The organism is Lysobacter terrestris (assembly GCF_014489475.1).
Lineage (GTDB): Bacteria > Pseudomonadota > Gammaproteobacteria > Xanthomonadales > Xanthomonadaceae > Agrilutibacter > Agrilutibacter terrestris.
Genome location: NZ_CP060820.1, coordinates 2,323,785 through 2,349,516 on the forward strand (window position 1 = coordinate 2,323,785; position 25,732 = coordinate 2,349,516).

Consider the following 25,732-nt stretch of genomic DNA (forward strand, 5'->3'; position numbering starts at 1 on the left):
CGCGCGATCTGGTGCCCGCGCGTGTTTTTCCGATTCACCGCGCCGCCGCGCGCTCGACCTCGCCCCACACCCGCAGCAGGTTGCCACCGAGGATCTTGCGGATGTCGCCCTCGCCGTAGCCGCGCTGCTGCAGTCCGGCGACGAGCGCCGGGTAATCGGCGACCGTGCGCAGCTCCGCGGCGAGCGCGCCGTTGACGCCGTCGAAGTCCGAGCCGATGCCGACGTGGTCGATACCGGCCAGCTGCACCACACGATCGATGTTGTCGAGCACCGCCGCGATCGAGGTCGGCTGCAACGGCGGGAATTGCGGTTCGCTGCCGGCCACGGGCTTGCCGGCGGCCTGCGCCGCGAGCTTCGCCAGGCGGTAGGCCTCGCGCTCGCGCAGGAACGCCGAATAGGTTTCGGCCGCCTGCGCATCGATGAAGATGCTGCCGAACGGCACCTGCACCACGCCGCCCTTCGCCGCGATCGCCTTGACGCTCGCGTCGCTGAGGTTGCGCTGGAAGCCGGGGGTGAAATGCCGCAACGCGGAGTGGCTGGCGATCACCGGCACGCGGCTCAGCTCGACCGCCTGCTGGATCGCGTCTTCGGACAGGTGCGAGACGTCGACCATGATCCCGAGGCGGTTCATTTCCGCCACCACGTCGCGGCCGAACGGGCTCAGTCCGTGCCAGCGCGGCGCGGTGTCGGTGGCCGAATCGCTGATGCGGTTGTTGCGGCCGTGGGCGAGGGTGATGTAACGCACGCCGCGCGCGTGGAAGACCGCGAGCTGCGCCAGGTCGTTGCCGATGGGCGCGCCGTTCTCCATTCCCAGCGCGAGCAGCACCTTGCCGCCGCGTTGCAGTCGCTTGAAGTCCCGCGGCGACCGCAGCAGCGCGAACTTGTCGGGGTGGCGTTGCACCAGCGCCTCGACGGCGTCGATCTGCACCTGTGCGGCCTGCGATGCCGTGCCGGCCTCGTCCTGGTCGGCGGAGGTGTAGATCGACATGAAGGCGACATCCAGCCCGCCGTCGCGCGCCTTCGGGTAATCGAATTCGCGCGTCGGCGTGGCGATGCCGAGGTCGTGCCACTGGGAAACCAGTTCCGAGGGTGCATCGATGTGGGTGTCGACGATGGTGGCGTCGCGCGCGAGCCTGCGCGCGGCGTCGGGTGCCTGCGCGTGCGCGGTGGCGAGGGCTAGCGACAGGGCAACCAGCAGTGCGGCGGCGGGCAGTCTCATGCGTTCTCCTTGAACCATCATCGTGGGCGTGCCGCCGGCCGCCGGCTCAGAGCCTGCGGCCTCCGGCGTAGATGCCGTGCGCCAGTTGCCCGCCGAGCCAGTAGCACAGCTCGGCCGGATGGCCGACGTTCCAGTGCACGAAGTCGGCGCGCATGCCCACGCGCAGCACGCCGCGGTCGTGCAGGCCGAGGGCGCGGGACGCATGTTGCGTCGCGCCGCGCAGCGCTTCTTCCGGGGTGAGGCGGAAATGCGTGCAGGCCAGCTGCATCGCCTGGCGCAGCGACAACAGCGGCGAGGTGCCGGGGTTGCAGTCGGTGGCCACCGCCATCGCCACGCCGTTGTCGCGGAAGGCCTGCAGCGGCGGCAGCTTGGTTTCGCGCAGCACGTGGAAGGCGCCCGGGAGCAGCACCGCGACCGTGCCGTGTGCGGCCATCGTGCGCACGCTGTCGAGCGAGGTGTATTCGACGTGGTCGGCGGACAGGCCGTCGAATTCGGCCGCCAGCGCCGCGCCGCCGAGGTCGCTGAGCTGGTCCGCGTGCAGCTTCACTGGCAGGCCGAGCGCGCGTGCCGCATCGAAGACGCGGCGCGTCTGCGCGGGACTGAAACCGATGCCTTCGCAGAACGCATCGACCGCATCGACCAAGCCTTCGGCGTGCAGGCGCGGCAGCCACTCGCACACGGCGGTGATGTAGTCTTCGGCGCGGTCCTTGAACTCGGGCGGCAGCGCGTGCGCGCCGAGGTAGGTGGTGCGCACGGTGATGCCGAGCGCCTCGCCGACCTGCCGCGCGACGCGCAGCATCTTGCGTTCGTTGGCGAAGTCCAGGCCGTAGCCGGATTTGATCTCGAGCGTGGTCGCGCCATCGGCGAGCAGGGCGCGCGCGCGCGGCAGCGATTGCCGCAGCAGCTCGGCTTCGTCCGCCTCGCGCGTGGCGCGCACCGTGGACACGATGCCGCCACCGGCGCGGGCGATCGCTTCGTAGCTGGCGCCCTGCAGGCGCATCTCGAACTCGCGGGCGCGCTCGCCTGCGAACACCAGGTGGGTGTGGCAGTCGACCAGGCCGGGCGTGATCCAGCCATCGGCTTCGATCACTTCGCGTGCCAGCGCGTCGGGGGCGCCCGGCAGCTGACTGCGCGGGCCGACGAAGGTCAGCACGCCGTCGCGCCAGCCCAGCGCGGCGTCGGCGATCTCGCCATAGCCGTTGGCGCCATCCAGCGTGGCGAGGTGGGCGCCGAGGATCAGACCGTCGAAGATCGGGCCGTCGAAGGGGACATTGCTCATGCCCGGGATTCTACGGGCGCGCGCCCGCAAACGTCCCCCGGTACGGCGGCCGCGGGCGTGATCGGCGAGAATGGCGACATGAAGACCTTCGACGCCGCCATGCTGTGGACCCCGGCCGGTTGGCAGGCCGACGCCGGATTCGATATCGACGCCCGCGGTCGCATCGCGACCCGCCGCGTTGCCGAGCCCAGCGCCAGCGATGGCTGGGTGGTGCCCGGCATCGCCAACCTGCATTCGCACGCGTTCCAGCGCGCGATGGCCGGCATGGCCGAACGCCAGACCAATCCCAGCGATTCGTTCTGGACTTGGCGCGAGACCATGTACCGCTTCGCCGCGCGCTTCGATCCCGACTCGCTGCACGCCGTCGCTTCGCAGCTCTACGTCGAGATGCTGGAAGCCGGCTACACCAGCGTGTGCGAATTCCATTACCTGCACCACGCGCCCGACGGTCGTCCCTATGCCGACGCCGCGGCGATGTCGCGCGCGCTGGTCGCCGCGGCGCACGACACCGGCATCCGCCTGACGTTGCTGCCGGTGCTGTACATGACCGGCGGTTTCGACGGTCGCGCATTGGGCGAACGCCAGCAGCGTTTCGGCCACGACGTCGAGACCTACCTGCGCCTGCTCGATACCTTGCGCGCGGAAGAAGGCGAGATGCTGCGCGTGGGCTGCGCCCTGCACAGCCTGCGCGCGGTGCCCGCGGATGCGATGCGCGCGGTGCTGGGCGCCTTGCTGCAGGACAGCCGTATCCACATCCACATCGCCGAACAACTGGGCGAAGTGCAGGATTGCCTGGCCCTGCGCGACGCGCGTCCGGTGGAATGGCTGCTCGACAACGCGGACGTCGATTCGCGCTGGACGCTGGTGCATGCCACCCATCTCACCGCCGCGGAAACCCTGCGCGTGGCCCGCAGCGGCGCGACGGTGGCGATCTGCACCACCACCGAAGGCAACCTCGGCGACGGCCTGTTCCCGTTGCGCGACTACCTCGACGCCGGCGGCGCCTGGGGCGTGGGTTCGGATTCGCACATCTCGGTCTCGCCGATCGAGGAACTGCGCTGGCTCGAATACGGCCAGCGCCTGGTCACCCGCCACCGCAACATCGCGGTGCGCCAGGATTCCAGCAGCGTCGGCGAAACCCTGCTGCGCGATGCGTTGGCGAGCGCGGCGCGTTCGAGCGGCCATGCCATCGGTACGCTCGCGGCCGGCGAACACGCCGATTTCGTGGTGCTCGATACCGACGCGCCGCAGTTCGCCGGCATGCGCGCGGACGATGCGGTCGACCGCTGGATCTTCAGCGGCAACCGCAACCTGGTGCGCGATGTGTACGTGGGCGGGCAGCGCGTCGTGCACGACGGCGTGCACCGCGACCGCGACGCGATCGCCGCGCGCTATCGCGACGCGATGCGCACCCTGCTGGCCTGAGTCAGGCGAACAGGTCCACTTCGCGCGGCAACGCGCCTTCCAGCTGCAGCAGGAACTGCTTGGTCGGCAGGCCGCCACCGAAACCGGTGAGGCTGCCGTCGGCGCCGATCACGCGGTGGCAGGGCAGGACGATCGGCAGCGGGTTGCGGCCGTTGGCCGCGCCCACCGCGCGCGTCGCGGTCGGGCGACCCACGCGTTGCGCGAGTTCGGTGTAGCTGATCGTGCCGCCGAAGGGAATCCCGGCCAGTTCCCACCACACCTGGCGCTGGAAATCGGTGCCCTGCGGCGCCAGCGGCAGCTCGAAGCGACGGCGCTTGCCGACGAAGTACTCCTGCAGCTGTTGCTGCAGCGTGCGCAGCACGGCGTGGTCGCCTTCGCGCCAGTCCGCGCCGGGCGCCACGGGATGGCGTGGCGCGTGGAATTCGATCAGCCGCACGCCGTCGTCGGCGCCGGCGATCAGCAGGGGCCCGACCGGGCTGTCGATACGGCGATAGATGACGCTCATGCGGCCGCCTTCGGCTTGGGCAGGTTCATCGAATCCTTCCACAGCTGGATCACCGAGTAGGCGCGCCACGGCCGCCACGCTTCCGAGCGCGCGTTGAGTGCCTTCGCGGTCATGCGCGAACCATCGTTGGGCAGCGCGCGCTGCAGCACCAGGTCATCGGCGGGGAAGGCATCGGGGTGGCCCAGCGCGCGCAGGGCGATGTAATGCGCCGTCCACGGCCCGATGCCGGGCAATGCGACCCAGCGTGCGGTGAAGTCGTCGAGCGTGCGCTCCGGGCGGAAATCCACCCGTCCCTCCAGCAACGCTCGCGCCACCGTGCGCACCGTTTCGGCGCGCGCGCGGGTCAGGCCGATGGCGGCGAGGTCGGCATCGGCGAGCGCGGCGGGCGTCGGGAACAGGTGTTCGAGTCCGGGCGCGAACGCCGCCGGCAACGGTTGCCCGAAGCGTTGCGACAACCGCGACGCCAGCGTGCGCGCACCGGCGACGCTGATCTGCTGGCCGATGATCGCGCGCACCGCGATCTCGAAACCGTCCCAGCCGCTGGGCACGCGCAGTCCCGGCCGTTGCTTCAGCAGTGGGCGCAGGCGCGCATCCACCGACAGCGCCGTGGCGATGGCCTGAGGATCGGCGTCGAGGTCGAACATGCGGCGCAAGCGGTTGACGATTTCCAGCATCTGCGCCGGGCGCGCGCCGTGCAGTTCGAGCTTCAGCGCGTGTTCGTCGGTATGCCGGCTCGTCGCCGGCCATTGCGACACGCGCAACCAGCCCGGCGCATCGAGCGGACCGATCACGCGCGAATAACTGTCGGCATCGACCACCTCGACACCGGGCAGCGCGCGTCCGCGCAGGAAGTCCAGCATCGCGGCGAAGTCGTACGGCGGGCGATAACCCAGGCGCAGCGCCAGCGTTTCGCCCGGCGCTTCGGCGCGTTGCTTGCGCAGGTCGCGTGGCGCCATCCGGTAGGCCTCGAGGAAGGCGGCATTGAAGCGTCGCAGGCTGCCGAAGCCGGCCGCGAGGGCGACTTCGGTGATCGGCAGCGCGGTCTCGGTGAGCAACTGCTTGGCGAACAGCAGCCGGCGCGTGCCGTGCACACCGATCGGTGGCACGCCGAGGCGTTCGACGAACAGGCGGCGCAATTGCCGTTCGCCGATGTCGACGCGCGCAGCCAGTTCCGCCAGCGGCGCGGCATCCAGCGCGCCCTGGTCGATCAGCTTGAGCGCGCGCGCCACCGCCGCATCGCCGCGCCGCCAGGCGCCGTCCGCGGGCGAAAGTTCAGGACGACAACGCAGGCAGGGGCGATAACCCGCGCCTTCGGCCGCCGCTGCGGTGGCGTAATACACGACGCGCTTGGCCATCGGCGCCGGGCACACCGGGCGGCAATAGATCTTCGTGCTCAGGACCGCGGTGAAGAACAGGCCGTCGAAGCGCGGGTCGCGGCTCAGTCGCGCCTGCTCGCAGGTGCGGGCATCCGGCAGGGGCGTGGCGGTGGCGGGGTTCGGCATGGGCGCAGGCTAGCACCGCGCCGCGGCCCGGACTCGCCGGATTCGGACATCGTGGTGGCGGGGCTATTTCAGCGCCGGCAGCAGTGGCGCGAGATCGCCGTCGTTGGCCTGCGGCGCGATGCCGAGCAGCTTCGCCAGCAGCGGATAGACGTCGACATTGTCGAACGGGGCCAATTCCACGCTGTCGCGGAATGCCGGTCCCTGCGCGATGAACAGCGCCCGCATGCTCGGATCGGCCGGATCGAAACCGTGCGCGCCGCGCGTGCTGCCCGGCGGGCGCTTGGCCAGGCGCGTGGCGCTCAAGGCCGCCCAGCCGGTATCCACCTGGCACACGATCGGCGGAATGCGCGGATTCGTGCCGTAATGCCAGCGTGCGGGCAATTCGCCCTTGCGCCAGCATTCGTGATGCGCGTGGCGACCGAGCAGCTGCTGTTCCGCCGCGGCTTCGTGGCCCGGCTTGGGCACGAAGCCCAGCACTTCGCCGGTGGTCACGTAGCTGGCATCGCGCGAATCGACCAGCGTGTCGATGTCGAACCCTTGTGCCGCCGGCACCGGCGCCATGCCGTGGTCGGATACGACGACAACGTTCACGCGCGCGCGCAGGCCGCGCTTGTCCAGGCCGCGCAGCAGGCGACCGATCGCCGCATCGACCTCACGCAGGGTCGCGTTGGTCTGCGGTGCATCGGGCCCGAAGTCGTGCCCGGCCTGGTCGAGCGCACTGATGTACAGGGTCGTCAGCCGCGGCTGCCGCGCCGCGGGACGCGACAGCCAGTCCAGCACCGTGTCGACGCGCTGCGCCAGCGGCATGTCTTCGTCGTACTTGCGCCAGTCGCTGGGCCACGTGCCCCGGATCGGCGCTTCGCTGCCCGGCCAGAACAGCGTGGCGGTGCGCAGGCCGGCCTTTTCCGCGGTCACCCACAGTGGTTCGCCGCCCCACCAGCGCGCCTCGCGCACCGCGCCTTCGTCGGACCCGGTGAAATCGCCCAGCGCCCTGTCGCGCATGACGTTGTGCACGATGCCGTGGTGGTCGGGGCGCAGTCCGGTGACCAGGGTGTAATGGTTGGGGAAGGTCAGCGACGGATACGAAGGATTCATCCACTGCGCACGCACGCCGTCGTGGGCGAGGCCGGCGAGGTTGGGGGTGAGGCCGCGGTCGAGATAATCCGGACGGAAGCTGTCGATCGATACCAGCAGCACGGGCGCCGCGGCCGGGGCGACGGCGGGCGCCGAAACGCAGGCGGTGAGGACGAGGGCAAGGAGGGCGGCAAGGCCCGGCAGGCGGTTCAGCGGCATCCGCCGATCATGCCAGCGAAGCCATGCGACAACTATTGCAGGGCCGCGACGACGCGGCGGCTGGCAAGATGCCGGCGGATCCCGCAAAGCCTCCCGTTCCACGCTCCCGGATTTTCGACATGCGCCTTGCCCCGCTCACTGCCGCCTGCCTGTTGCTGCTGCCCCACGCGGTCCTCGCCGCGGATGCCGCGCCGCCGCAACTCACCGCCGAGGAATGCGCGGTGTGGCAACGCGAGTTGAGCTTCGCCCGGTCCGTCGCCGAACACGATGCCGTGGCCTTCGCCGCGCACCTGGGCGAGCACGCGGCGTTCGGCGCCAGCACGCCCGCGCCCATTCGCGGCCGCGAGGCCATCGCCCAGCGCTGGGCCGGGATCATCGACGGCAAGCGCACGGTGCTGCGCTGGTATCCGACCCGCGTGACCATGGCGCCGGGCATCGCCGATACCGCCTGGTCGAGCGGGCCGAGCCTGTTCGAAGTGCTCGATCCGCAGCCTGCGAACGGCGCGCCCAAGGAACGTTTCCATATCGGCGCTTTCCATTCGGTGTGGCACAAGGACGCCGATGGCGTGTGGCGCGTGCTGTTCGACGACGGCGTGGAGCCGCGACCGGCGACGCCTGCAGAGGTCGCCGCGTTCGATGCCGGCCGGGCCGATTGCGGCGGCGCCGCGGGCTCGGCGGGCAATCCGAACGGCAGCTGACGGGCGGTCCGTCCGGACAAATCGGGCACATGCCCGGCCTGTTTCGCAGGCGTATGGTGTCAATCGAAAGCGCACACCATGAAGGAGTCCACCATGAAAAACTGGATGATCACCTTGCTGGGCAGCCTGGTCGTCGCCGGCGCCGCGCAGGCCGCGCAGCCGCAGGCCACGCAGGCGCAGACCGCGCCGGCAGTCGGTGCCGCGTCGGTGCCGCAGGACGAGGCGAAGCAGCAGGATCAGGTTGATCGCAACTGCCTGCGCTACACCGGCACCCGCATCACCCATCGCGCATCCGCGGACAAGAACGGGTCGGCCAAGAGCCGCATGTGCAGCAACGGCCAGATCGGCCGGGTCTATACCCGCGAAGACCTCGACCGCACCGGTCGCATCAATACCGCCGACGCGCTGCGTACCCTGGATGCATCCATTTACTGACGCCTGCTCGGATCGGTAGACGAAACGCCCGGCCATGCCGGGCGTTCTGCTTTGCGCGCCCGCTACGGCTTCAGGCCGTCGAGCAGGCGCTGCAGCGACGCCTCGTAGAAGCGGCGGAATTGCGCCTCGTCGAAACTGAAACGGTCCGCGCGGTACAGCGCCACTAGCCCGTGCGTGTGCGCCCACAGCGTCATCGCCACGTCCCAGGCATCGTCCTGGCGCAGCAGGCCGGCCTGCATGGCGTCGCCCACGGCTTCGGCGGCCACGGTCAGCGTCGGCGAACGGCCGGCGCGGAAGTCATCGGGATAGCGGCGTGCATCCGCGCGCCGCGCCGAGAACGCGTGGTCGAACAAGTGCGGATGCGACAGCGCGTAGTCGAGGTAGATGCGCTGCAAGCCGATCACCCGCGCCAGCACGTCGCCGCTCTGGCCGCGCGCGAGCCAATGCCGCGCGATCTCGTCGAAGCTGTCTTCGCTGATCCGCTGCAGCAACGCCTCGCGATTGGGGAAGTGGCGGTAGATCGCCATCGGCGTCAACCCGACCGCTTCGGCGACGCGGCGCATGCGCACCGCGTCGGCGCCGCCGCGTTCGAACAGGGCGCGGGCGGCGCGCAGGATGCGTTCGGCGGTGGGCAGGGCGGCGGCCATGTATACAGCGTATACAAAAGTGGCCTGCGCGGCCGGAATCGCGTCGTCCTGCGGCAATTTCGGGCGGGCGGGCGCGCCAGGCGCATGGAACTCGCCAAATCCGAGGCGCGATAATTTGCGCCTGCCTTGAACACGTTTTTTGTCGTCATACCGCCTTCGCGGGAATGACGTCCCCTAACCACTTCGCACCGCAGGAATCTTCCATGTCGACCCGTCGCGATCCGTCCCGCAGCATCCGCGCCCCGCGCGGCAACACGCTCACCTGCAAGTCGTGGCTGACCGAAGCCCCGTACCGCATGCTGCAGAACAACCTCGACGCCGAAGTCGCCGAGAACCCGACCGAGCTCGTCGTCTACGGCGGCATCGGCCGCGCCGCGCGCGACTGGGAGTCGTACGACGCCATCCTCGAATCGCTGCGCAACCTGGAAGACAACGAGACCCTGCTGGTGCAGTCCGGCAAGCCGGTCGGCATCTTCCCCACGCATCCGGATGCACCGCGCGTGCTGCTCGCCAATTCCAACCTGGTGCCGCACTGGGCCAACTGGGAGCACTTCAACGAGCTCGATAAGAAGGGCCTGATGATGTACGGCCAGATGACGGCCGGCTCGTGGATCTACATCGGTTCGCAGGGCATCGTGCAGGGCACCTACGAGACCTTCGTCGAGATGGGCCGCCAGCACTACGACGGCAGTCTCAAGGGCAAGTGGATCCTCACCGCCGGCCTGGGCGGCATGGGCGGCGCGCAGCCGCTGGCCGCCTCGCTCGCCGGCGCGTCGTCGCTCACCATCGAATGCCGCCAGAGCAGCATCGATTTCCGCCTGAAGACGCGTTACGTCGATGAGCAGGCCAGCGATCTCGACGACGCGCTCGCCCGCATCGCCAAATACACCGCGGCCGGTGAAGCCAAGTCGATCGCACTGCTCGGTAACGCCGCCGAGATCCTGCCGGAGCTGGTCAAGCGCGGCGTGCGTCCGGACTGCGTCACCGACCAGACCTCCGCGCACGATCCGGTGCACGGCTACCTGCCGATCGGCTGGAGCGTCGAGCAGTGGCTGGACGAGCAGAAGAGCAATCCGACCAAGGTCCGCGACGCGGCCAAGCAATCGATGCGCGTGCACGTCGAAGCGATGCTCGCCTTCCACGCGCAGGGCATCCCGACCGTCGATTACGGCAACAACATCCGCCAGATGGCCAAGGACGAAGGCTGCAGCAACGCGTTCGACTTCCCGGGCTTCGTGCCGGCGTACGTGCGCCCGCTGTTCTGCCGCGGCGTCGGTCCGTTCCGCTGGGTCGCGCTGAGCGGCGATCCGGAAGACATCTACAAGACCGACGCGAAGGTGAAGGAGATCATCGCCGACGATCCGCACCTGCACCGCTGGCTCGACATGGCACGCGAGCGCATCAGCTTCCAGGGCCTGCCCGCGCGTATCTGCTGGGTCGGCCTGGGTCTGCGCCACAAGCTCGGCCTCGCGTTCAACGAGATGGTGCGCAACGGCGAGCTGAAGGCGCCGGTAGTGATCGGCCGCGATCATCTCGACAGCGGCAGCGTCGCTTCGCCCAACCGCGAAACCGAAGCGATGCGCGACGGTTCCGATGCCGTGTCCGACTGGCCGCTGCTCAACGCCATGCTCAACGTCGCCGGCGGCGCGACCTGGGTGTCGCTGCACCACGGCGGTGGCGTCGGCATGGGTTACTCGCAGCACTCCGGCGTGGTCATCGTCTGCGACGGCAGCACCGAAGCCGACAAGCGCATCGCCCGCGTGCTGTGGAACGACCCGGGCACCGGCGTGATGCGCCATGCCGACGCCGGTTACGACATCGCCAGGCAGTGCGCGAAGGAACAGGGCCTCAAGCTGCCGATGCTGTAAGCCGATGCCACCTCGCCCGATCGGGGTGGCGACGCATGCGGGGCCTGCGTTCGCGCAGGCGCCGCGACCCGCATGATCGGACTTGAAATCCGCCGGCCGCGGCAGCAATTGTCTGCGTGCCGCGGCGCGAAACCGGCGTGGTAGCCGTCCCCTCCTGCGAAGCGAGTCCATGAGCAGCATTGCCATCCTTACCCCGGATCCGGCCGATCCGGGTTACTCCGGTCTCTGGCCGAAGGTGCTCGAGCGCCTGCAGACGGCGCTGGGTGGCATGGGCGTGGCCACCGTGGCAACGCCCTGGACCGCGCACGTCGACGATGCGGGCGCATTGCAGGACCACGCCTGCGTGTTGCCCCTGCTGGTCTGGGGTTACCACCACGATCACGCGCGCTGGCTGCAAGCCTGCGATCGCTGGGAGCGCGCGGGCGTGGCGATGGCCAATCCCGCGCACGTGCTCGCGTGGAATTCCGACAAGCGCTATCTCGCGACGCTGGCCGAACGCGGCGTGGCGATCCCGGCCACCACCTTCACCGACGTGCTGTCGCCGGCGCTGGTCGCGCGTGTCTTCGCCGAGACCGGCGCGGACGAACTGATCGTCAAGCCCGCCGTGTCCGGCGGGGCATGGAAGACCCGGCGCATGCGCCGTGGCGAGGTGGTGGACGAAACATCCGGCACCACGATGCTGGTACAGCCCTACCTGCCGACCATCGAAAGCGAAGGCGAAACCTCGCTGCTGTACTTCGGTGGCCGCCTCAGCCACGTGGTCAACAAGCGGCCGGTTGCCGGCGAATTCCGGGTGCAGGAGGAATTCGGTGGCCTGTACACGCTGCTGCCGTCGCCACCCGCAGGCGCCGTGGCGCTGGCCGAACAGGTGCTGGCCGCGGTCGACGCGCCGCTGTTGTACGCGCGCATCGACGTGGTGCCGGACGCCGACGGGCGCTGGCTGCTGATGGAAGCCGAACTGATCGAGCCCGACTTCTACCTCGGCGTCGACCCCACGCAAGGCCGCGGTTTCGCGCGCGCCCTCCTCGAAACCCTCAACAGCGAGGCTTCCGCATGACCCCTTTGCGCATCGATTTCGTTTCCGACGTGGTTTGCCCGTGGTGCGCCATCGGCCTGGCTTCGCTCGAGCAGGCCTTGCAGCGGCTGCAGGGCGAGGTGCAGGCGGAGATCCATTTCCGCCCGTTCGAACTGAACCCGCAGATGGCCCCGGAAGGCGAAGACATCGCCGAACACCTGCAGCGCAAGTACGGCATGTCGACCGAACAGCTGGGCGCGAACCAGGAAGCGATCCGCCAGCGCGGCGCCGCGCTCGGCTTCACCTTCGACATGGATCGCCGCAGCCGCACCTGGAACACCTTCGATGCGCACCGGCTGCTGCACTGGGCCGGCATCGAGGGCAAGCAGGCGGCGCTGAAGCATGCGCTGCTGCGCGCCTATTTCACCGACGGCCGCAACGTCTCGGACCACGCGGTCCTCGCCGACGTCGCCGCCGGCGTCGGCCTGCCGGTCGAGCGTGCGCACGCGATCCTCGCCGGCGACGACTACGCCGCGGAAACGCGCGCGGAAGAGGAGTTCTTCCAGCGCCACGGCATCAATGCGGTGCCGGCGATCATCATCGAGCAGCGCCACCTGATCTCCGGTGGGCAGCCGGTGGAAGTGTTCGAACGCGCGCTGCGGGAAATCGCCCAGGCCAAGGCGAGCGCCAACGCGGGCTGAGCCGGTTGCAGGCGGTCGCGCGGGCAGGGCACCGGTTCAGCCGGGCCTGCTAGCCTCTGCGCGACCCGTTCCGCTGCGCCGCCGATGCCCGCCCAATCACGGTTCCACCGCTTCGCGTTGTTCGCCCTGGGCCTCGGCATCGCCGGCCTGTCCGCCTGCGACACCGGACCAACACCGGAAGCGGTCCGCGCCGAACTCGTGCGGCGGATCCCGCGCAGCGTGCCCGACCGTGCCGGCTGGGCACGCGACATCCAGGCCGCGTTCGCGGCGCAGGAGATCGAACCCAGCACGAGCAACCTGTGCGCGGTGCTGGCGGTGGTCGAACAGGAATCCACCTACCGCGCCGATCCGCCCGTACCGGGATTGCCGACGATCGCGCGCGGCGAGATCGACCGCCGCGCGGCGCGCCTGCACGTCCCGGCGTTCATGGTGGACGCAGCACTGGAAATGCGTTCGCCGGATGGACGCACCTACGCCGAACGCATCGATGCCCTGCGCACCGAACAGCAGCTTTCGGCGTTGTTCGAGGAGATGATCCAGCGCGTGCCGCTGGGACGCCGGCTGTTGCGCGGCTTCAATCCCGTCCGCACCGGCGGGCCGATGCAGGTCAGCATCGCCTTCGCCGAACGCAACGCACGCGGCTATCCGTACCCGCTCGACGGCTCGATCCGCCACGAAGTCTTCAGCCGTCGCGGCGGGCTGTATTTCGGCATCCGCCACCTGCTGGCCTATCCCGCGCATTACACGCAGCCGCTGCATCGCTTCGCGGATTTCAACGCCGGTTGGTATGCGAGCCGCAACGCGGCCTTCCAACGCGCCGTCAGCCTGGCTTCGGGTCGCGCGCTGGTCTACGACGGCGACCTGCTCGCACCGGGCGCCCCGATGGATCGCCCCGGCACAACCGAAGCCGCGCTGCGCGACATGGGCGCGTCGCTCGGGATGGATGCGGCCACGATCCGCGCGGCGTTGCAGCGTGGGCGCACGCTCGCATTCGAGGACACCGCGCTCTACCGCGACGTCTACGCCCTCGCCGAACGCAAGGCCGGCGGACCGCTGGCCCGCGCCCGCCTGCCGCAGATCGACCTGAGCAGCCCCAAGATCACCCGCAAGCTCACCACCGCCTGGTTCGCCGATCGCGTGAACGGGCGCTGGAAGCAGTGCATGGCGCGGTGAGCGCAAGCGTGCCGCGCCGCGGGATGCCGATGTCCTGAATGCGGCTGCGCGGCTCGCGCCGCGGGCGGTGTCGATTCCACGTTGCCTCACTCGTCGTCCTGCTGAACGGTATGGCACACCGCCGTACCATCCCCCGATGCAGGCCTGAAGGGACACCGCATGAGCAGCCAGCAGCCGTCCAACCTTCCCGACGAATCCGGAGCGGCCGCGATCGCCGCACCCGTGCCCAGCGGCAACCTCTGGCACGACCTGCGCGACGCCATCCGCGGCACCGGCGCCGACTACACCAAGATCCCGCTGCGCCGCGCGGTGTTCCTGCTCGCGGTGCCGATGGTGCTGGAGCTGGTGCTGGAATCGACCTTCGCCGTGGTCGACATCTTCTTCGTCGCCAAGCTCGGGCCGTCGGCGGTGGCGACGGTGGGGCTGACCGAGAGCTTCCTGTTCCTGCTCTACGCGGTCGCCATGGGGCTGGCGATGTCGGTGACGGCGGTGGTGGCGCGGCGCATCGGCGAGGGCAAGCGCGAGGAAGCGGCGATCACCGCGGTGCAGGCGATCTTCGTCGCGTTGCTGGTGTCGATCCCCTCGGCGGTGATCGGCATCCTGTTCGCGCCCGACCTGCTGCGCCTGATGGGCGCCGATGCCTGGGCCATCGAGCACGGCTACCGCTACACGCAATGGATGCTCGGCGGCAACGCGGTGATCGTGCTGCTGTTCGTGATCAATGCGATCTACCGCGGCGCGGGCGATGCGGCGATCGCGATGCGCGTGCTGTGGTTGTCCAACGGCCTCAACATCCTGTTGTGCCCGTTGCTGATCTTCGGCCTGGGCCCGGTGCCGGCGCTGGGCATCGAAGGCGCGGCGATCGCCACCAACATCGGTCGCGGCGTGGGCGTGCTGTTCCAGCTGTGGGTGCTGTTCCGCGGCGGCAAGCACATCCGCGTGCTCGCCTCGCAGCTGGCGGTCCACGGTGCGATCCTGTGGAACATCATCCGCACCTCGCTGGGCGGCATCGGCCAGATGATCGTGGCGATGACCTCATGGATCTTCCTGATGCGCATCCTCGCCAGCGTCGGCAGCGAAGCGGTGGCCGGCGCGACCATCGCGATCCGCATCATGATGTTCACGCTGATGCCGGCCTGGGGCATGTCGAACGCGGCGGCGACCCTGGTTGGGCAGAACCTCGGCGCGCAGGAGCCGGGCCGTGCCGAAGCCGCGGTGTGGCGCATCGGCTGGTACAACATGGCCTTCACCCTGGCCGTGTCGGTGTTCTTCTTCCTGATGCCGGCGCAGCTGCTGGCGTTCTTCACCGACGATCCGAAGGTGGTCGCGGTGGGTGCGCAGTGGCTGAAGATCCTGTCGTATTCGTACTTCGTCTACGGCTGGTGGATGGTTTCGGTGCAGGCATTCAACGGCGCCGGCGATACGGTGACACCGACCAAGATCAATGTCGTGTTCTTCTGGTTGATCCAGATCCCGCTGGCGTACTGGCTCGCCATCCATCTCGACTGGCAACACACCGGCGTGTTCTGGGCGGTGTTCGTGTCCGAGACCGCGGTGGGCCTGTTCACTCTGTGGCTGTTCTCGCGCGGGAAGTGGAAGACGGTGCAGGTGTAGGGCGCGCCTGGGCACGTGGCATCACCGCTGTCGCGCCTTGGGCCGATCAGTCCGCGGACTCGTCGGCTCCGTAGCGTTTGGCGGCAATCGCTCCCGGCCACAGCAGTGTCGCGCACAGCGCCCGCTTCTGCGCGGGATCGAGTTGCTTGACCGCATACTCGACACGGCTCGCTTCCGCGCGGTCGCCGAATTCGAAACTCGCCAGCAGTCGCTGTGGCGGCCGCGAGCGCGTGTAGCGCGCCCCCTTGCCCGCCAGGTGCATGGCATAGCGGCGTTCCACGTCGGTGGCGATGCCGGTGTAGATGCTGCCGTCGCGGCATTCGAGCAGGTAGACGAACCAGCGGGTCATGCGTTCCGTGATGCCGTTGCAGGCAGCGGATGGTAGCGGCGAAGGCGGTTGCCACGGTAGCCGCGCCCGGCCGAACATAGCCGTGCAGGCGACTCGCCGCCCTCCAGGCTCATCGCGGATGGCCACCACCGAGCTCGACAATCCCTTCTGGAATTCGCTGCGCACGCGCCATCGCGACATCGCGGTGGTCAACGGCGAGGCGGCGCGGTATCCGGCCGAGTACGCGCCGTTCCTGGGGATCGCGCACGCCGGCGTGGACGTCGCGACTGGCGTCGCGCCGCTGGTGGCGGCGGGCGAAAGCGTCTACCTGATCGGCGTGGCGCCGGTGGTACCGCGGGGTTGGGAACTGGAGGCCTACCGCCCGCTGGCGCAGATGGTGGCGAGCACACCGCTCGAAGTCGTCGACGGTCCGGAGATCATCCCGTTGTCTGCAGCGCACCGCGACGACGTGCTCGCGCTGACGGCGCTCGTCTATCCGCATTATTTCCGTCCGCGCACGATGGAGATGGGGCGCTACTTCGGCATCTACCAGGAAGGGCGGCTGGCCGCGATCATCGGTGAGCGTCTGGGCACCGACACCCACACCGAGATGAGCGCGATCTGCACGCATCCGGATTTCCTCGGCCGCGGCTACGCGCGCCGGCTGACCGCGATGCTCACCAACGACACGCTGGCGCGCGGCCGCGTGCCGTTCCTCCACGTCAGCCACGAGAATGCGCGCGCCAAGCAGTTGTACGAACAGATCGGCTTCCGTCACCGTCGCGACATCGGTTTCTGGGCATTGCGGCGTTCCGGATGAGCGTGGCCCCGCGACGCGTGCGAACGCTCAGGTGCCGCTCCACGCGCGGATGAAGGGCGCGAGCTGCGGCAGCAGGTCGACCATGCCGTGCAGCGGCACCACCAGCCACAGCGAACGCGTGCGCGCCCACAGCACGCCGAAGGCGATGCCGGCCGGCGCGATCATCACGATCGAATAGGCGAGCGCCCAGCCCGGTGAGGCCTGCGCCACGCCTTCCATCAGATGGCCGCCGCGCAGCCACAGCCCGGGCGCGTGGGCGAGGCCGAACAGCAGCGAGCCCCAGGCGATCGCGGCCACGTGCGAACCGGTGGCGATGGCGAGTTTTTCCTGCAGGACGCGGCGGAACAGCACTTCCTCGCACAGGCCGGCTTCCAGCGTCTGCCACAGCCAGCACAGCGGGATCGCCCAGGCCAGCGTTGCCGCGGACGGCCCAAGTTCGCCCAGCGTGACCAGGCCGCGGCCGAACACCGACTGCATCGCCAGGTAGGCGAGCGACATCAGCGCGAACACCAGCAGCAGGCGTTGCGGCGGCAGCGTCGCGCGTGCGCCCGGGCCGAAGCCGAGGAACAGCCACGCCGGCAGCAGCACCATGGTCACCAGCTTCACTACCAGCTGGACGAGCGATTGCGCCGGTTCGCCGGGGAAATGGGCGTTGATCGAGCTGAAGCCCCAGCCCAGTACCAGCAGCGTGAAGCCGGCGAGGTACAGCAGCACGCGTGGCAGCTGGTGCGGCTCGTGCAGCGGGGCGATCTGCGCACGCGACACCCCCAACGTGCACAGCCATGCCAGCAATGGGAAGACGCCGCCGAGCAGGGCGAGCAGGAACAGCGGTTCGACGAGACTGAAGTCCGGATCGCGGGCGAGGACTGCCAGGGCGATCGCGTAACTGGCGCCGGTCACGGTGAGGGCTAGGAAGGTGGCGCGGCGGGAAGCGGGACGGGAATGCATGGCCGCAGCATGCCGCGCGCTGCGCGCCGGCGCCTTGCCCGTTGGTCGCCCAACGATCGGCCTATCCGGGCGAAGCACTTCCAGGTGCGGCACTTCCATACGCAGGAGTCTGGACGCCGTCGGGGGCAACCGTCAGACTCGCCCGGCCCCCCACCACGGAAGGTTCGCCCGATGGAGAAATGGATCCTGCTCGGCATGGCGCCGGTGTTCCTGGCGCTGATCGGGCTCGAGGCCTGGTACTGGCGGAAGCGGCGCCCGGGCATGTACAGCGCGGTGGACACGCTGTCGAACGCGGCGCTGGCGCTGATGCACCAGGCCGCCGACGCGGTCGCGTGGGCGGTGGTGATCGGCGTCTACTACGCGGTCTACCAGCACCGCCTGTTCGACCTGCCGGCATCGGCGTGGACCATCGCCGCGCTGTTCCTGGCGCAGGACTTCTTCTACTACTGGTTCCACCGCGCCAGCCACCGCATCCGCTGGCTGTGGGCCTCGCACGTCACCCACCATTCCTCCGAGCGCCTCAACCTGTCGACGGCGTTCCGGCAGAGCCTGACCTATCCGCTGTCCGGCATGTGGCTGTTCTGGCTGCCGCTGGCGTGGCTGGGATTCGAGCCGCTGCACATCGTCAGCGTGGTGGCGATCAACCTGGGCTTCCAGTTCTTCGTGCACACGCAGGCGGTGGGGCGGCTGGGCTGGCTGGAACACGTGTTCAACACGCCGTCGCACCATCGCGTCCACCACGCCCGCAACGCGAAGTACATCGACCGCAACTACGCCGGCGTGCTGATCGTGTGGGACCGGCTGTTCGGCAGCTTCGTCGAGGAAGACGCGGCGGTGCCGTGCGAGTACGGGATCATCGGCCAGGTGCACAGCCACAATCCGCTGCGGCTGACCTTCCACGAATGGATCGCGATGTTCGGCGACGCCGCGCGCGCCCGCGGCTGGCGGGGCGCGCTTGCGCAGTTGTTCGGGCCACCGGAAAAGGCCCTTTCGCACGGGAATCGTGCAACGGCCGCGGAGGCCATGCGCCCCTAGCCCGATCGCTGCTCAGCGCTTGACGGGCGCGCCCTGCACCGGCGGAACGGTGCGCAGGTAGGCCCACAGCGCGCGCAGCTCCGTCTCGCTCATGTTGTTGTAGGCCGGCCACGGCATCAGCGGATCCACCGCGGTGCCGTCGGGACGCTTGCCGGTGTGCATGAGCTGCAGGAAGTCCGCTTCGCTCCATTGGCCCAGCGCGCTGTCGTGCGGGGTCAGGTTGGCCGATGCCGGCTTGCCGGGAATGACCACGATGCCACCGACCAGGCTGGCGCCGTGGCAGCCGGTGCAGGACTGCGCGATGTAGCGGCCGTATTCCGGGGTCACCGCTTCGGCCGGTGCGACCCGCGTGCGTGGCGTGTGGTCGATGGTTTCCGCGGGCAGCAGCGGCAGCTTGCCGAGCGTGTACAGCACGCGACCCAGCGGGCGCACCGTGCTGGTGCCCGGGTCGTTGTCGCTGGCGGGCAGCGCGCGCATGTACGCGACGAGCGCGGCGACGTCGCGGTCGTCCAGGTCGGCGAACTCGCCCGAGGGCATGATCAGCAGCGGCGTGCCGTCGGGACGGACGCCGTGGCGGATCGCCGCGGCCAGCGCGTCGTCGGTGTAGGCGGGATCGCGCAGGCTACGGGTGAGGTTGGAGGGAACGATGCGGGCGAGGGCGGGATCGTCGAGCAGCACGCGCCCGGCACCCTGCGGGCCGTGGCAATCGCCGCAGCCGCGCGTGTCGAACAGGTGCTTGCCGCGCTGCAACGCTTCGGCATTCGCGTCCACGCGCAGCGGCGGATCCTTGACCGCATACGTGCGCGACATCGCCTTGCCGGTCACGGCCCACGACACGCCCAGCAGCGCCACCGCGCCCAGGACCACGATTGCCAGCACGATCGCCGACCACTTCACTACACGCCGCATCACGTCTTGCTCCGGAACATTAGGTCTTGCAGCAAAAACGCAATGTCCGCCCGGATGCGGACAGGTGCGGCGGCGGGAACGCATCGATCCGATCCTCCGCGACGCGTTCGCGGTCAGGTCAGCGGCGGACGGCGTGCCCGTTCAGCTGCCACAGGCGCCGCGCGCCGCAGTCGGCGATGGCGAGGAAGGCCGCCTCGTAGCGCGCGTCGTAGAACTCCGCCTCCGGGCTCTCGCTGTCGAGGATGCCGAGCAGCACGTCCTCGTGCCGGATCGGCACCGCGAGTTCGGAAAGACTGCCCGGATCGTCCGCCGCGCAGCGCGGGTCCAGGCGCGTGTCCTGCACGCGCTGGGCCTGCAGTTCGCGCGCGCACTGCCCGGGCAGGCCCCGGTCCACGGGGCGCTGCAGGCGGGTTTCGAGCAGGTGGCCGGCGCTGCGCCGGGAGCCCCAGGACGCCACCTGTACCAGCACGTTGCCAGCGGGGAAGTACACGACGCAGTCGGCGAGGTTGAGTTCGCGGCCGATGTAGTCGCACAGCAGGTGGGCGGCTTCGGCGGGCGTCGTCGCGGGCAGCAGCTGTTCGTCCAGCCGCAGCAGCATCGCGTCGCGGCGTTCCAGGAAGCGGCTTACGGCATCCACGCGCGGGCCGCCTCAGGCCGGTGCGATGACGTCGATCGCGACGTCGCCGATGCGCACCTGCTGCCCCGCGTGGATCTTGCAGGTCTTGCGCAGCTCGACCGCGCCGTCGACGCGCACGGCGCCGCTGGCCACCAGTTGCTTGCCCGCGCCGCCGCTGTCGCACAGGCCGGTGAGCTTGAGGAGCTGGTTGAGTTCGACGAATTCCCGGTCGAGTTCGAAAACGATGCGCTGCATGGAGGCCCGGCGACGACTGGCTGAATGGGGCAGCCTCGCAGTCCCGGCAGGGTTGCGCAAGCGGAATGTGACAGCGCGCGCACTCGCGGCGAGACCATACGCCACCGTTGTTTGCGGTGGCGGGCGCGGCACCGGACAATGGCGCGCCTGTCGGGAGAAAGTCCTTTGAATACCGCTGTATCGCACGCCGCTTCCACCGCCGCTCCGTCGGTCAACCTGCGCAAGCTCTGCGCGCAATTCGCCACGCCCCACCTCGGTCGCGCGGTGTGGCAGCTGGTCAACACGATGCTGCCGTTCGCCGTGCTGTGGGCGCTGATGGCCTGGAGCGTGATCGGCGAATGGGGCTACGGCTGGACCCTGCTGCTGGCCATCCCGGCTGCCGGCCTGTACGTGCGTACCTTCATCATCCAGCACGACTGCGGACACGGTTCGTTCTTCGCCAATGCGCGCGCGAACGACACGGTCGGCCGCATCCTCGGCGTGGTGACGCTGTTCCCGTACGGCTACTGGAAGAAGACACACGCGATCCACCACGGCACTTCGGGCAACCTCGACCGCCGCGAGATGGGCGACATCGAAACGCTGACCGTGGCCGAGTACCGCTCGCGCTCGTGGCTCGGCCGCTTCGGCTATCGCCTGTACCGCAGCACGCCGGTGCTGCTCGGCGTCGGCCCGCTGTACCAGTTCGTGCTCAAGCACCGCTTCCCGTTCGACCTGCCCTTCACCTGGAAGAAGGAATGGGCGAGCGTGCTGCTCAACAACCTCGTGCTGGTCGTGGTCGGCGGCGCGATGATGTGGATGCTGGGCTGGAAGGCCGTCCTGCTGGTGCACCTGCCGATCGTGCTGATCGCCGGTGCGGCGGGCGTGTGGCTGTTCTACGTGCAGCACACCTTCGAAGACGCCTACTGGACGCGCAAGGACACTTGGGACTCGAACCAGGCCGCGATCGCCGGCAGCTCCTACTACGACCTGCCGCGCGTGGTGCATTGGTTCACCGGCAACATCGGCTACCACCACATCCACCACCTCGCCAGCCGCATCCCGAACTACCGCCTGCGCGAGGCGTTCGAATCCAGCCCGCTGCTGCAGGCCGCGCCGCGCATCACGCTGTGGACCAGCCTGAAGAGCGCGCGCCTGAAGCTGTGGTGCGAGGAGACGCAGCGGATGGTGGGCTTCCCGCGCCGCGCGATGGCCTGAGCCGGCGCAGCGTTCGCAACAGTCGTAAAAGAAAAGCGGGCCTCGGCCCGCTTTTCTTTTGCCTGTCGTTCCCGCGGCGAGCGCGGTCAGCGGATCGGCAGGCTGATCCGTCGGCCGCGCCAGGCGAGCATCACGCCGTCCTGCTGGATGGCGGTCACCGTCGCTTCGCCGATGCGGTCGCCTTCGTTGACGCGCGTGCCGTCGATGATCGCGAAGCGGTTGGCCGCCTCCGATGCCCACATGTGCATGCTGACCTTCAGCGGCGGTAGCGCCTGACGCTCGTCCGTCGACAGGTCGGACAGCCGCAACGGCAGGTCGGGGCTGGTGAATGCAGCGGTCGCGACGGGCGGCGAGGACGCAGGCGGCGACGACGCGGGCAGGGCGGGCGTGGGCGCCGGCCCGGCGGGCGCGAGGTCTTCGATGCGCGCGCCGGCGTCGTCGTCATTGCGCGACGGCGCAGTGATGGCGGCAGCGGCTTGGGCGACGGGCGTGGACGCCGTCGTTGTTGCGGCGGGCGGCGCGGCCGGCAGCGGCCGCGGCGGTTGCAACGGGCGCGGCGGAGCGACGGACGCATCCGCTGCGCGTGCCGTACCGGCCGCGACGCCCGCGGTGGCCGCGGATTCCGGCTCCGTTGGCGTGCGCGACCACAGCAGCACCAGCACCACCGCGGCGAGCACGGTGCCGCCGGCGGCCAATGGAATCAGGTGGCGGGCGCGTGCGCCGGCGCGTGGCGCGGGCACGGCGGGTGCGGCTTCGGTCAACAGGTCCGGTGCCTGTCCGCGCCGGCGTTCGGCTTCGGATTTGCGCAGGGCTTCGAGGATGAGGGACATGCGCTACTCCAATCCCTTCAGCAGGCGTGGGCCGGTGTCGTCGCGCGCGGCCAGCGCCATCAGGGTTTCCGGGCCGATCACGCCATCGCTGCCGAGCCCGCGGTCGCCCTGGAAACGCAGCACCGCGGCGTGCATGTCGGCATCGAGCATGGCGACCGCATCGACGGGCAGGTACTGCGTCGTCAGCCGGTCGCGCACCCAGATCAATCCGGGCGTGTTGTCGGCGAGCGGCAGGGTGAGGTTGCCCGGGCCGCGCCACAGCGCCGCGTAGTCGCCGTTCCAGTAGCGCGCCAGGGCGATGCGGTCGACGTCGAACGTGCGGCCATCGAGCGACAGGCGCGCGCGGCGGCCGTCGGCGCCGAGCAGGACCGCCCAGGCTTCGTGGCTGCCGTCGGCCAGGTGCAGCAGCACCGGCCGATCCTGCGCCACGAGGCGATCGAGCGCGCCGCGTGCGCGCAGGCAGTAGGCCTCGGTGGAGACCGCGAACGGGCAGCTGGCGGCGATGCCGATGCTGAGGTCGTCGGAGGGCAGGCGCCACAGTTCCAGCAGGTGTTTCCACGCCAGCGGCGACGCGGGTGCGGCCGCGGCGATGCGTTCGGCCAGGGCGTCGGCATCGAGAACCTGCGGTTGTATCGTCGACCGCGCGGGCGCTTTCGCCGCGGCGACAGTGGACGCCGTGCGCGCGATCGCGGCCGCGGACGGCGGCGACGGTGCGCGCCAGGCGTACACGCCGGCGATCAGTGCCAATGCGCCCGCGCCGACGCCGAGCGGCAGCCACCAGTGCTTCGCAGCGCCGGTCGCACGCGGCGCGAGGGTCTCCTTCGCCGCGCGATCGACCGAGCGCGCATCGATGCGTGTGTCGTCGTGCGCGTAGCCGCCGAGCAGGGCGCGTTCGGCGATCACGTTGATCAGCCGTGGCACGCCGGCCGAATGCGCGTGGATGCGCTTGATCGCGCCGGCTTCGAACGGCAGGTGCAGGCCGCCGGCGACGCGGTAACGGTGGCGCAGGTAGGCGGCGGTCTCGTCCGCATCGAGCGGGGTGAGGTGGTAGCGCGCGGTGATGCGCTGCGCGAGCTGGCGCAGTTCCGGACGCGCGAGGATGTCGCGCAGCTCCGGCTGGCCGAGCAGGATGATCTGCAGCAGCTTCTGCGTGTCGGTTTCCAGGTTGGTGAGCAGGCGCACCTGTTCGAGCGCCTCGACCGAGAGGTTCTGCGCTTCGTCCACGATCAGCACCACGCGCAAGCCCTGCGCGTAGGCGTCGAGGAGGTAGGCGTTGAGCGCGTCGGTCAGTGCCTTGACGCTGCCACTGCTCCCACTGAGTGCGCTGCCTTCGATGGGCAGGTGCAGCTCCTCGCAGATCGTCTCCAGCAGTTCCACCGGCGACAGGCGCGGGTTCAGCACCAGCGCGACGCGGGTGTTCTCGGGCGTCTGTTCCAGCAGCAGGCGGCTGAGCGTGGTCTTGCCGGTGCCCACCTCGCCGGTGAGCTGGACGAAGCCGCCGCCGCCGCCCTGGCCGATGCCGAACAGCAGGTGCGCGAGCGCATCCCGGTGGCGCTCGCTGAGGAAGACGAAGCGCGGATCGGGCGTGATCGAGAACGGCGGTTCTTTCAGACCGTAGTGCTCGAGGTACATGGCGGGATCATCGGCGGGCCTGGGTGGCCATTAGCTGCCAGGCGGTGGGGCGGGTCAAGCCCGTGATGGCTTCCCCTCCATCACAGGAGAGAAAAAGCTTTCGTCGATTCCCTCTCCCCGCGTGCGGGGAGAGGAGGGAGCGTGCGATCCGTGGTGGTGCGCGTACGGTGGGCTTCTAGCCCTTCGCCTTCAGCAACGCCCGCGCCGCATTGCGGCCCGGTGCACCGCTGATGCCGCCACCGCCGTGCACGCCGCTGCCGCACAGGTACAGGCCGTCGACAGGCGTGCGGTGGTCCGACCAGCCGGGCATCGGGCGCATGAAGAACATCTGGTCGAGGATCAGCTGGCCGTGGTTCGGATCGCCTTCGGTCAGGCCGAAGGTCTTTTCCAGGTCGACCGGCGTGAGCGAGCGGGTCTGGCGGATCGAGGCCTTCAACGCCGGGAAATGCGCAGCGAGGGTGTCCACCGCGCGCTGTTCGATGCTGGCGCGCGCGGCGTTCCAGTCCTGCTGGCGCAGCTTGTACGGGGCGAACTGGAAGTGGATCGACACCACGTCGCCGGCCGTCGTCACTTCCAGGTACGGCTGCGCGGAAATCTCGCCGTACTTGGCCGCGTCGAAGGCGCGTTCCAGGTACTTGAGCGTCGGCGCGACAGCGAGGGTGCCGGCGGGCAGGCCGTGGCGGCCGTCGGTGAGCAGGTGCACCTTGGCCACGGCGCCGCGCATCTTGATCGACTGGGTGTGCCAGACGAACTCGGGCGGCAGTTCCGGCGCGCCGACCAGGCCGAGCAGGGTGTGGCGTGGGTCGGCCGCGGAGAACACCGTCGCCGCGCTGATTTCCTCACCGTTGTCGAGCACCACGCCGGTCGCGCGCTGCTTGTCGACGACGATGCGCCGCACGCCGGCATGGGTGCGCAGTTCGCCGCCGTGCGCGGTCAGCGCCGCGACCAGCGCATCGGCCACGTGCACGCTGCCACCCGCGACCGGGCGATGCGCGAGGCCGCCGCGGTTGAGCCAGTTGTGCATCAGCGTGTAACCGGTGCCCGCGGACATCGAGCCCAGGGTATGGCCGTGGATGCCGACGGCGGCGATCGCGGCCTTGAGTTCCTCCGATTCGAACCACTCCTCGGTGAACTCCACCGTCGACATCGACATAGAGCGGATCACCCGGAACATGTCGCGACCACCAAGCCGGCGCAGCGGCCACGCGAGCTTGGCGAGCGGCCAGCCTTCGGCGAAACCGACCTGCGGCAGGCGCGGCATCGGCGTGCGGTAGGCGGCGTCGAGGAACGCCGTGGCGCGTTCCATAAAGGCGACGAACTCCGGCCACTTCAATGCATCGGCCGGCGAGAACTGGCGGATGGATTCCAGCGTCGCCTTGTCGCCCGGCGTCGTCGAAAGGTGCAGGCGGCGCCCGTCCGGCAGCAGCGAGACGTAGGCGGGCGCGGGATTCCTGCCGTCCGCCAGGCCATGCCGGGCGAGGCCGAGGTCGTGCACGATGTCCGCGCGCAACTGCGCACCGGCGTGCAACGGATCGAAGCGCGCGCCCTCGTCGAAGGCGAGCGTGGACAGTTGGCCGCCCGCGTGCGCGAGGCGGTCGAGCACCAGCACCTTCTTGCCGGCCTTGGCCAGGTAGGTCGCCGCGACCAGGCCGTTGTGGCCGGCGCCGACGACGATCACGTCGTAATGGGATTTGCTCATGGCGTTTTTTGCTTCTGCATTTGATCGTCATCCCGGCGAACGCCGGGATCCAGCCCTTGGTTTTGGCGCGAGTTGGAGTAATGGACGCA

Annotated in this window: 25 protein-coding genes; 11 read left to right on the forward strand and 14 right to left on the reverse strand. The window is 69.7% G+C overall.

Annotated features, from left to right (window positions below; translation table 11 throughout):
* Window positions 1–34: 34 nt before the first annotated feature.
* Both H8B22_RS10760 and hutI read right to left on the reverse strand, forming a co-directional pair.
* Complete coding sequence (locus H8B22_RS10760) at window positions 35–1,219, reverse strand: dipeptidase (protein ID WP_187711423.1); 1,185 nt, start codon at window positions 1,217–1,219, stop codon at window positions 35–37.
* Between the two features lie 46 nt (window positions 1,220–1,265).
* Complete coding sequence (gene hutI, locus H8B22_RS10765) at window positions 1,266–2,498, reverse strand: imidazolonepropionase (RefSeq protein ID WP_187711424.1); 1,233 nt, start codon at window positions 2,496–2,498, stop codon at window positions 1,266–1,268.
* Window positions 2,499–2,576: 78 nt separating this feature from the next.
* Between hutI and H8B22_RS10770 the strand changes: the two genes are divergently transcribed.
* The gene (locus tag H8B22_RS10770) at window positions 2,577–3,923 is read left to right on the forward strand and encodes a formimidoylglutamate deiminase (protein WP_187711425.1); all 1,347 of its coding nucleotides are present in this window, start codon (window positions 2,577–2,579) and stop codon (window positions 3,921–3,923) included.
* 1 nt (window position 3,924) lies between these two features.
* On the opposite strand, the gene H8B22_RS10775 is transcribed toward H8B22_RS10770, so the two are convergent.
* The 3 genes from H8B22_RS10775 to H8B22_RS10785 all read right to left on the reverse strand — a co-directional run bounded on the left by H8B22_RS10775 (window position 3,925) and on the right by H8B22_RS10785 (window position 7,223).
* Complete coding sequence (locus H8B22_RS10775; protein WP_187711426.1) at window positions 3,925–4,428, reverse strand: methylated-DNA--[protein]-cysteine S-methyltransferase; 504 nt, start codon at window positions 4,426–4,428, stop codon at window positions 3,925–3,927.
* Complete coding sequence (locus H8B22_RS10780; RefSeq protein WP_187711427.1) at window positions 4,425–5,930, reverse strand: DNA-3-methyladenine glycosylase 2 family protein; 1,506 nt, start codon at window positions 5,928–5,930, stop codon at window positions 4,425–4,427. Before H8B22_RS10780 ends, H8B22_RS10775 begins: the two co-directional genes overlap by 4 nt.
* A gap of 63 nt (window positions 5,931–5,993) precedes the next feature.
* Window positions 5,994–7,223, reverse strand: coding sequence for an alkaline phosphatase family protein (locus tag H8B22_RS10785; RefSeq protein WP_187711428.1), 1,230 nt, complete (start codon window positions 7,221–7,223; stop codon window positions 5,994–5,996).
* Window positions 7,224–7,342: 119 nt separating this feature from the next.
* Between H8B22_RS10785 and H8B22_RS10790 the strand changes: the two genes are divergently transcribed.
* Window positions 7,343–7,921, forward strand: a complete 579-nt coding sequence (locus H8B22_RS10790; RefSeq protein ID WP_225876184.1) for a YybH family protein — start codon at window positions 7,343–7,345, stop codon at window positions 7,919–7,921.
* Window positions 7,922–8,014: 93 nt separating this feature from the next.
* Window positions 8,015–8,356 (forward strand): hypothetical protein, encoded by a 342-nt coding sequence (locus H8B22_RS10795; RefSeq protein WP_187711429.1) that lies wholly within the window; start codon window positions 8,015–8,017, stop codon window positions 8,354–8,356.
* A gap of 62 nt (window positions 8,357–8,418) precedes the next feature.
* Here the strand turns inward: H8B22_RS10795 and H8B22_RS10800 are convergent, their stop codons facing one another.
* Window positions 8,419–9,003, reverse strand: coding sequence for a TetR/AcrR family transcriptional regulator (locus H8B22_RS10800; protein ID WP_187711430.1), 585 nt, complete (start codon window positions 9,001–9,003; stop codon window positions 8,419–8,421).
* 203 nt (window positions 9,004–9,206) lie between these two features.
* On the opposite strand from H8B22_RS10800, the gene hutU reads away from it, so the two are divergent.
* The 5 genes from hutU to H8B22_RS10825 all read left to right on the forward strand — a co-directional run bounded on the left by hutU (window position 9,207) and on the right by H8B22_RS10825 (window position 15,374).
* On the forward strand, window positions 9,207–10,871 hold the full coding sequence (gene hutU, locus H8B22_RS10805) for a urocanate hydratase (protein ID WP_187711431.1): 1,665 nt from the start codon (window positions 9,207–9,209) through the stop codon (window positions 10,869–10,871).
* Between the two features lie 169 nt (window positions 10,872–11,040).
* Window positions 11,041–11,928: an ATP-grasp domain-containing protein gene (locus H8B22_RS10810; protein WP_187711432.1), complete on the forward strand. Its 888-nt coding sequence runs from the start codon at window positions 11,041–11,043 to the stop codon at window positions 11,926–11,928.
* On the forward strand, window positions 11,925–12,587 hold the full coding sequence (locus H8B22_RS10815) for a DsbA family oxidoreductase (protein WP_187711433.1): 663 nt from the start codon (window positions 11,925–11,927) through the stop codon (window positions 12,585–12,587). The genes H8B22_RS10810 and H8B22_RS10815 overlap by 4 nt, the downstream gene beginning before the upstream one ends.
* 84 nt (window positions 12,588–12,671) lie before the next feature.
* On the forward strand, window positions 12,672–13,760 hold the full coding sequence (locus H8B22_RS10820) for a DUF1615 domain-containing protein (RefSeq protein ID WP_187711434.1): 1,089 nt from the start codon (window positions 12,672–12,674) through the stop codon (window positions 13,758–13,760).
* 159 nt (window positions 13,761–13,919) lie between these two features.
* Entirely contained in the window at window positions 13,920–15,374 is a 1,455-nt protein-coding gene (locus H8B22_RS10825; protein WP_187711435.1) for an MATE family efflux transporter, read from the forward strand.
* Window positions 15,375–15,420: 46 nt separating this feature from the next.
* On the opposite strand, the gene H8B22_RS10830 is transcribed toward H8B22_RS10825, so the two are convergent.
* Window positions 15,421–15,723, reverse strand: coding sequence for a GIY-YIG nuclease family protein (locus tag H8B22_RS10830; protein ID WP_187711436.1), 303 nt, complete (start codon window positions 15,721–15,723; stop codon window positions 15,421–15,423).
* A gap of 118 nt (window positions 15,724–15,841) precedes the next feature.
* On the opposite strand from H8B22_RS10830, the gene H8B22_RS10835 reads away from it, so the two are divergent.
* A complete protein-coding gene (locus H8B22_RS10835) occupies window positions 15,842–16,522 on the forward strand; it encodes a GNAT family N-acetyltransferase (protein WP_187711437.1) in 681 nt (226 codons plus the stop codon).
* A gap of 27 nt (window positions 16,523–16,549) precedes the next feature.
* Here H8B22_RS10835 and H8B22_RS10840 read toward each other — a convergent pair whose 3' ends face one another.
* Complete coding sequence (locus H8B22_RS10840) at window positions 16,550–17,470, reverse strand: CPBP family intramembrane glutamic endopeptidase (protein ID WP_187711438.1); 921 nt, start codon at window positions 17,468–17,470, stop codon at window positions 16,550–16,552.
* 171 nt (window positions 17,471–17,641) lie between these two features.
* Here H8B22_RS10840 and H8B22_RS10845 point away from each other — a divergent pair, with 171 nt between their 5' ends.
* Complete coding sequence (locus H8B22_RS10845; RefSeq protein WP_187711439.1) at window positions 17,642–18,505, forward strand: sterol desaturase family protein; 864 nt, start codon at window positions 17,642–17,644, stop codon at window positions 18,503–18,505.
* A gap of 12 nt (window positions 18,506–18,517) precedes the next feature.
* Here the strand turns inward: H8B22_RS10845 and H8B22_RS10850 are convergent, their stop codons facing one another.
* The 3 genes from H8B22_RS10850 to H8B22_RS10860 form a co-directional block, all read right to left on the reverse strand.
* Window positions 18,518–19,414 carry a c-type cytochrome gene (locus tag H8B22_RS10850; protein ID WP_187711440.1) on the reverse strand — a complete coding sequence of 299 codons (897 nt, stop codon included), beginning with the start codon at window positions 19,412–19,414 and terminating at the stop codon, window positions 18,518–18,520.
* A 118-nt stretch (window positions 19,415–19,532) separates the two neighbouring features.
* Window positions 19,533–20,051, reverse strand: a complete 519-nt coding sequence (locus tag H8B22_RS10855; protein ID WP_187711441.1) for a GAF domain-containing protein — start codon at window positions 20,049–20,051, stop codon at window positions 19,533–19,535.
* A 12-nt stretch (window positions 20,052–20,063) separates the two neighbouring features.
* Window positions 20,064–20,285, reverse strand: a complete 222-nt coding sequence (locus H8B22_RS10860; RefSeq protein ID WP_187711442.1) for an RNA-binding S4 domain-containing protein — start codon at window positions 20,283–20,285, stop codon at window positions 20,064–20,066.
* Between the two features lie 165 nt (window positions 20,286–20,450).
* Between H8B22_RS10860 and H8B22_RS10865 the strand changes: the two genes are divergently transcribed.
* A complete protein-coding gene (locus tag H8B22_RS10865) occupies window positions 20,451–21,482 on the forward strand; it encodes a fatty acid desaturase (RefSeq protein ID WP_208456889.1) in 1,032 nt (343 codons plus the stop codon).
* Between the two features lie 86 nt (window positions 21,483–21,568).
* Here the strand turns inward: H8B22_RS10865 and H8B22_RS10870 are convergent, their stop codons facing one another.
* From H8B22_RS10870 to H8B22_RS10880, 3 genes are all read right to left on the reverse strand, one after another.
* The gene (locus H8B22_RS10870) at window positions 21,569–22,312 is read right to left on the reverse strand and encodes a general secretion pathway protein GspB (RefSeq protein ID WP_187711444.1); all 744 of its coding nucleotides are present in this window, start codon (window positions 22,310–22,312) and stop codon (window positions 21,569–21,571) included.
* 3 nt (window positions 22,313–22,315) lie between these two features.
* A complete protein-coding gene (locus H8B22_RS10875; protein WP_187711445.1) occupies window positions 22,316–23,944 on the reverse strand; it encodes an ExeA family protein in 1,629 nt (542 codons plus the stop codon).
* A gap of 175 nt (window positions 23,945–24,119) precedes the next feature.
* Window positions 24,120–25,643, reverse strand: a complete 1,524-nt coding sequence (locus H8B22_RS10880) for a phytoene desaturase family protein (protein ID WP_187711446.1) — start codon at window positions 25,641–25,643, stop codon at window positions 24,120–24,122.
* Between the last annotated feature and the right edge of the window lie 89 nt (window positions 25,644–25,732).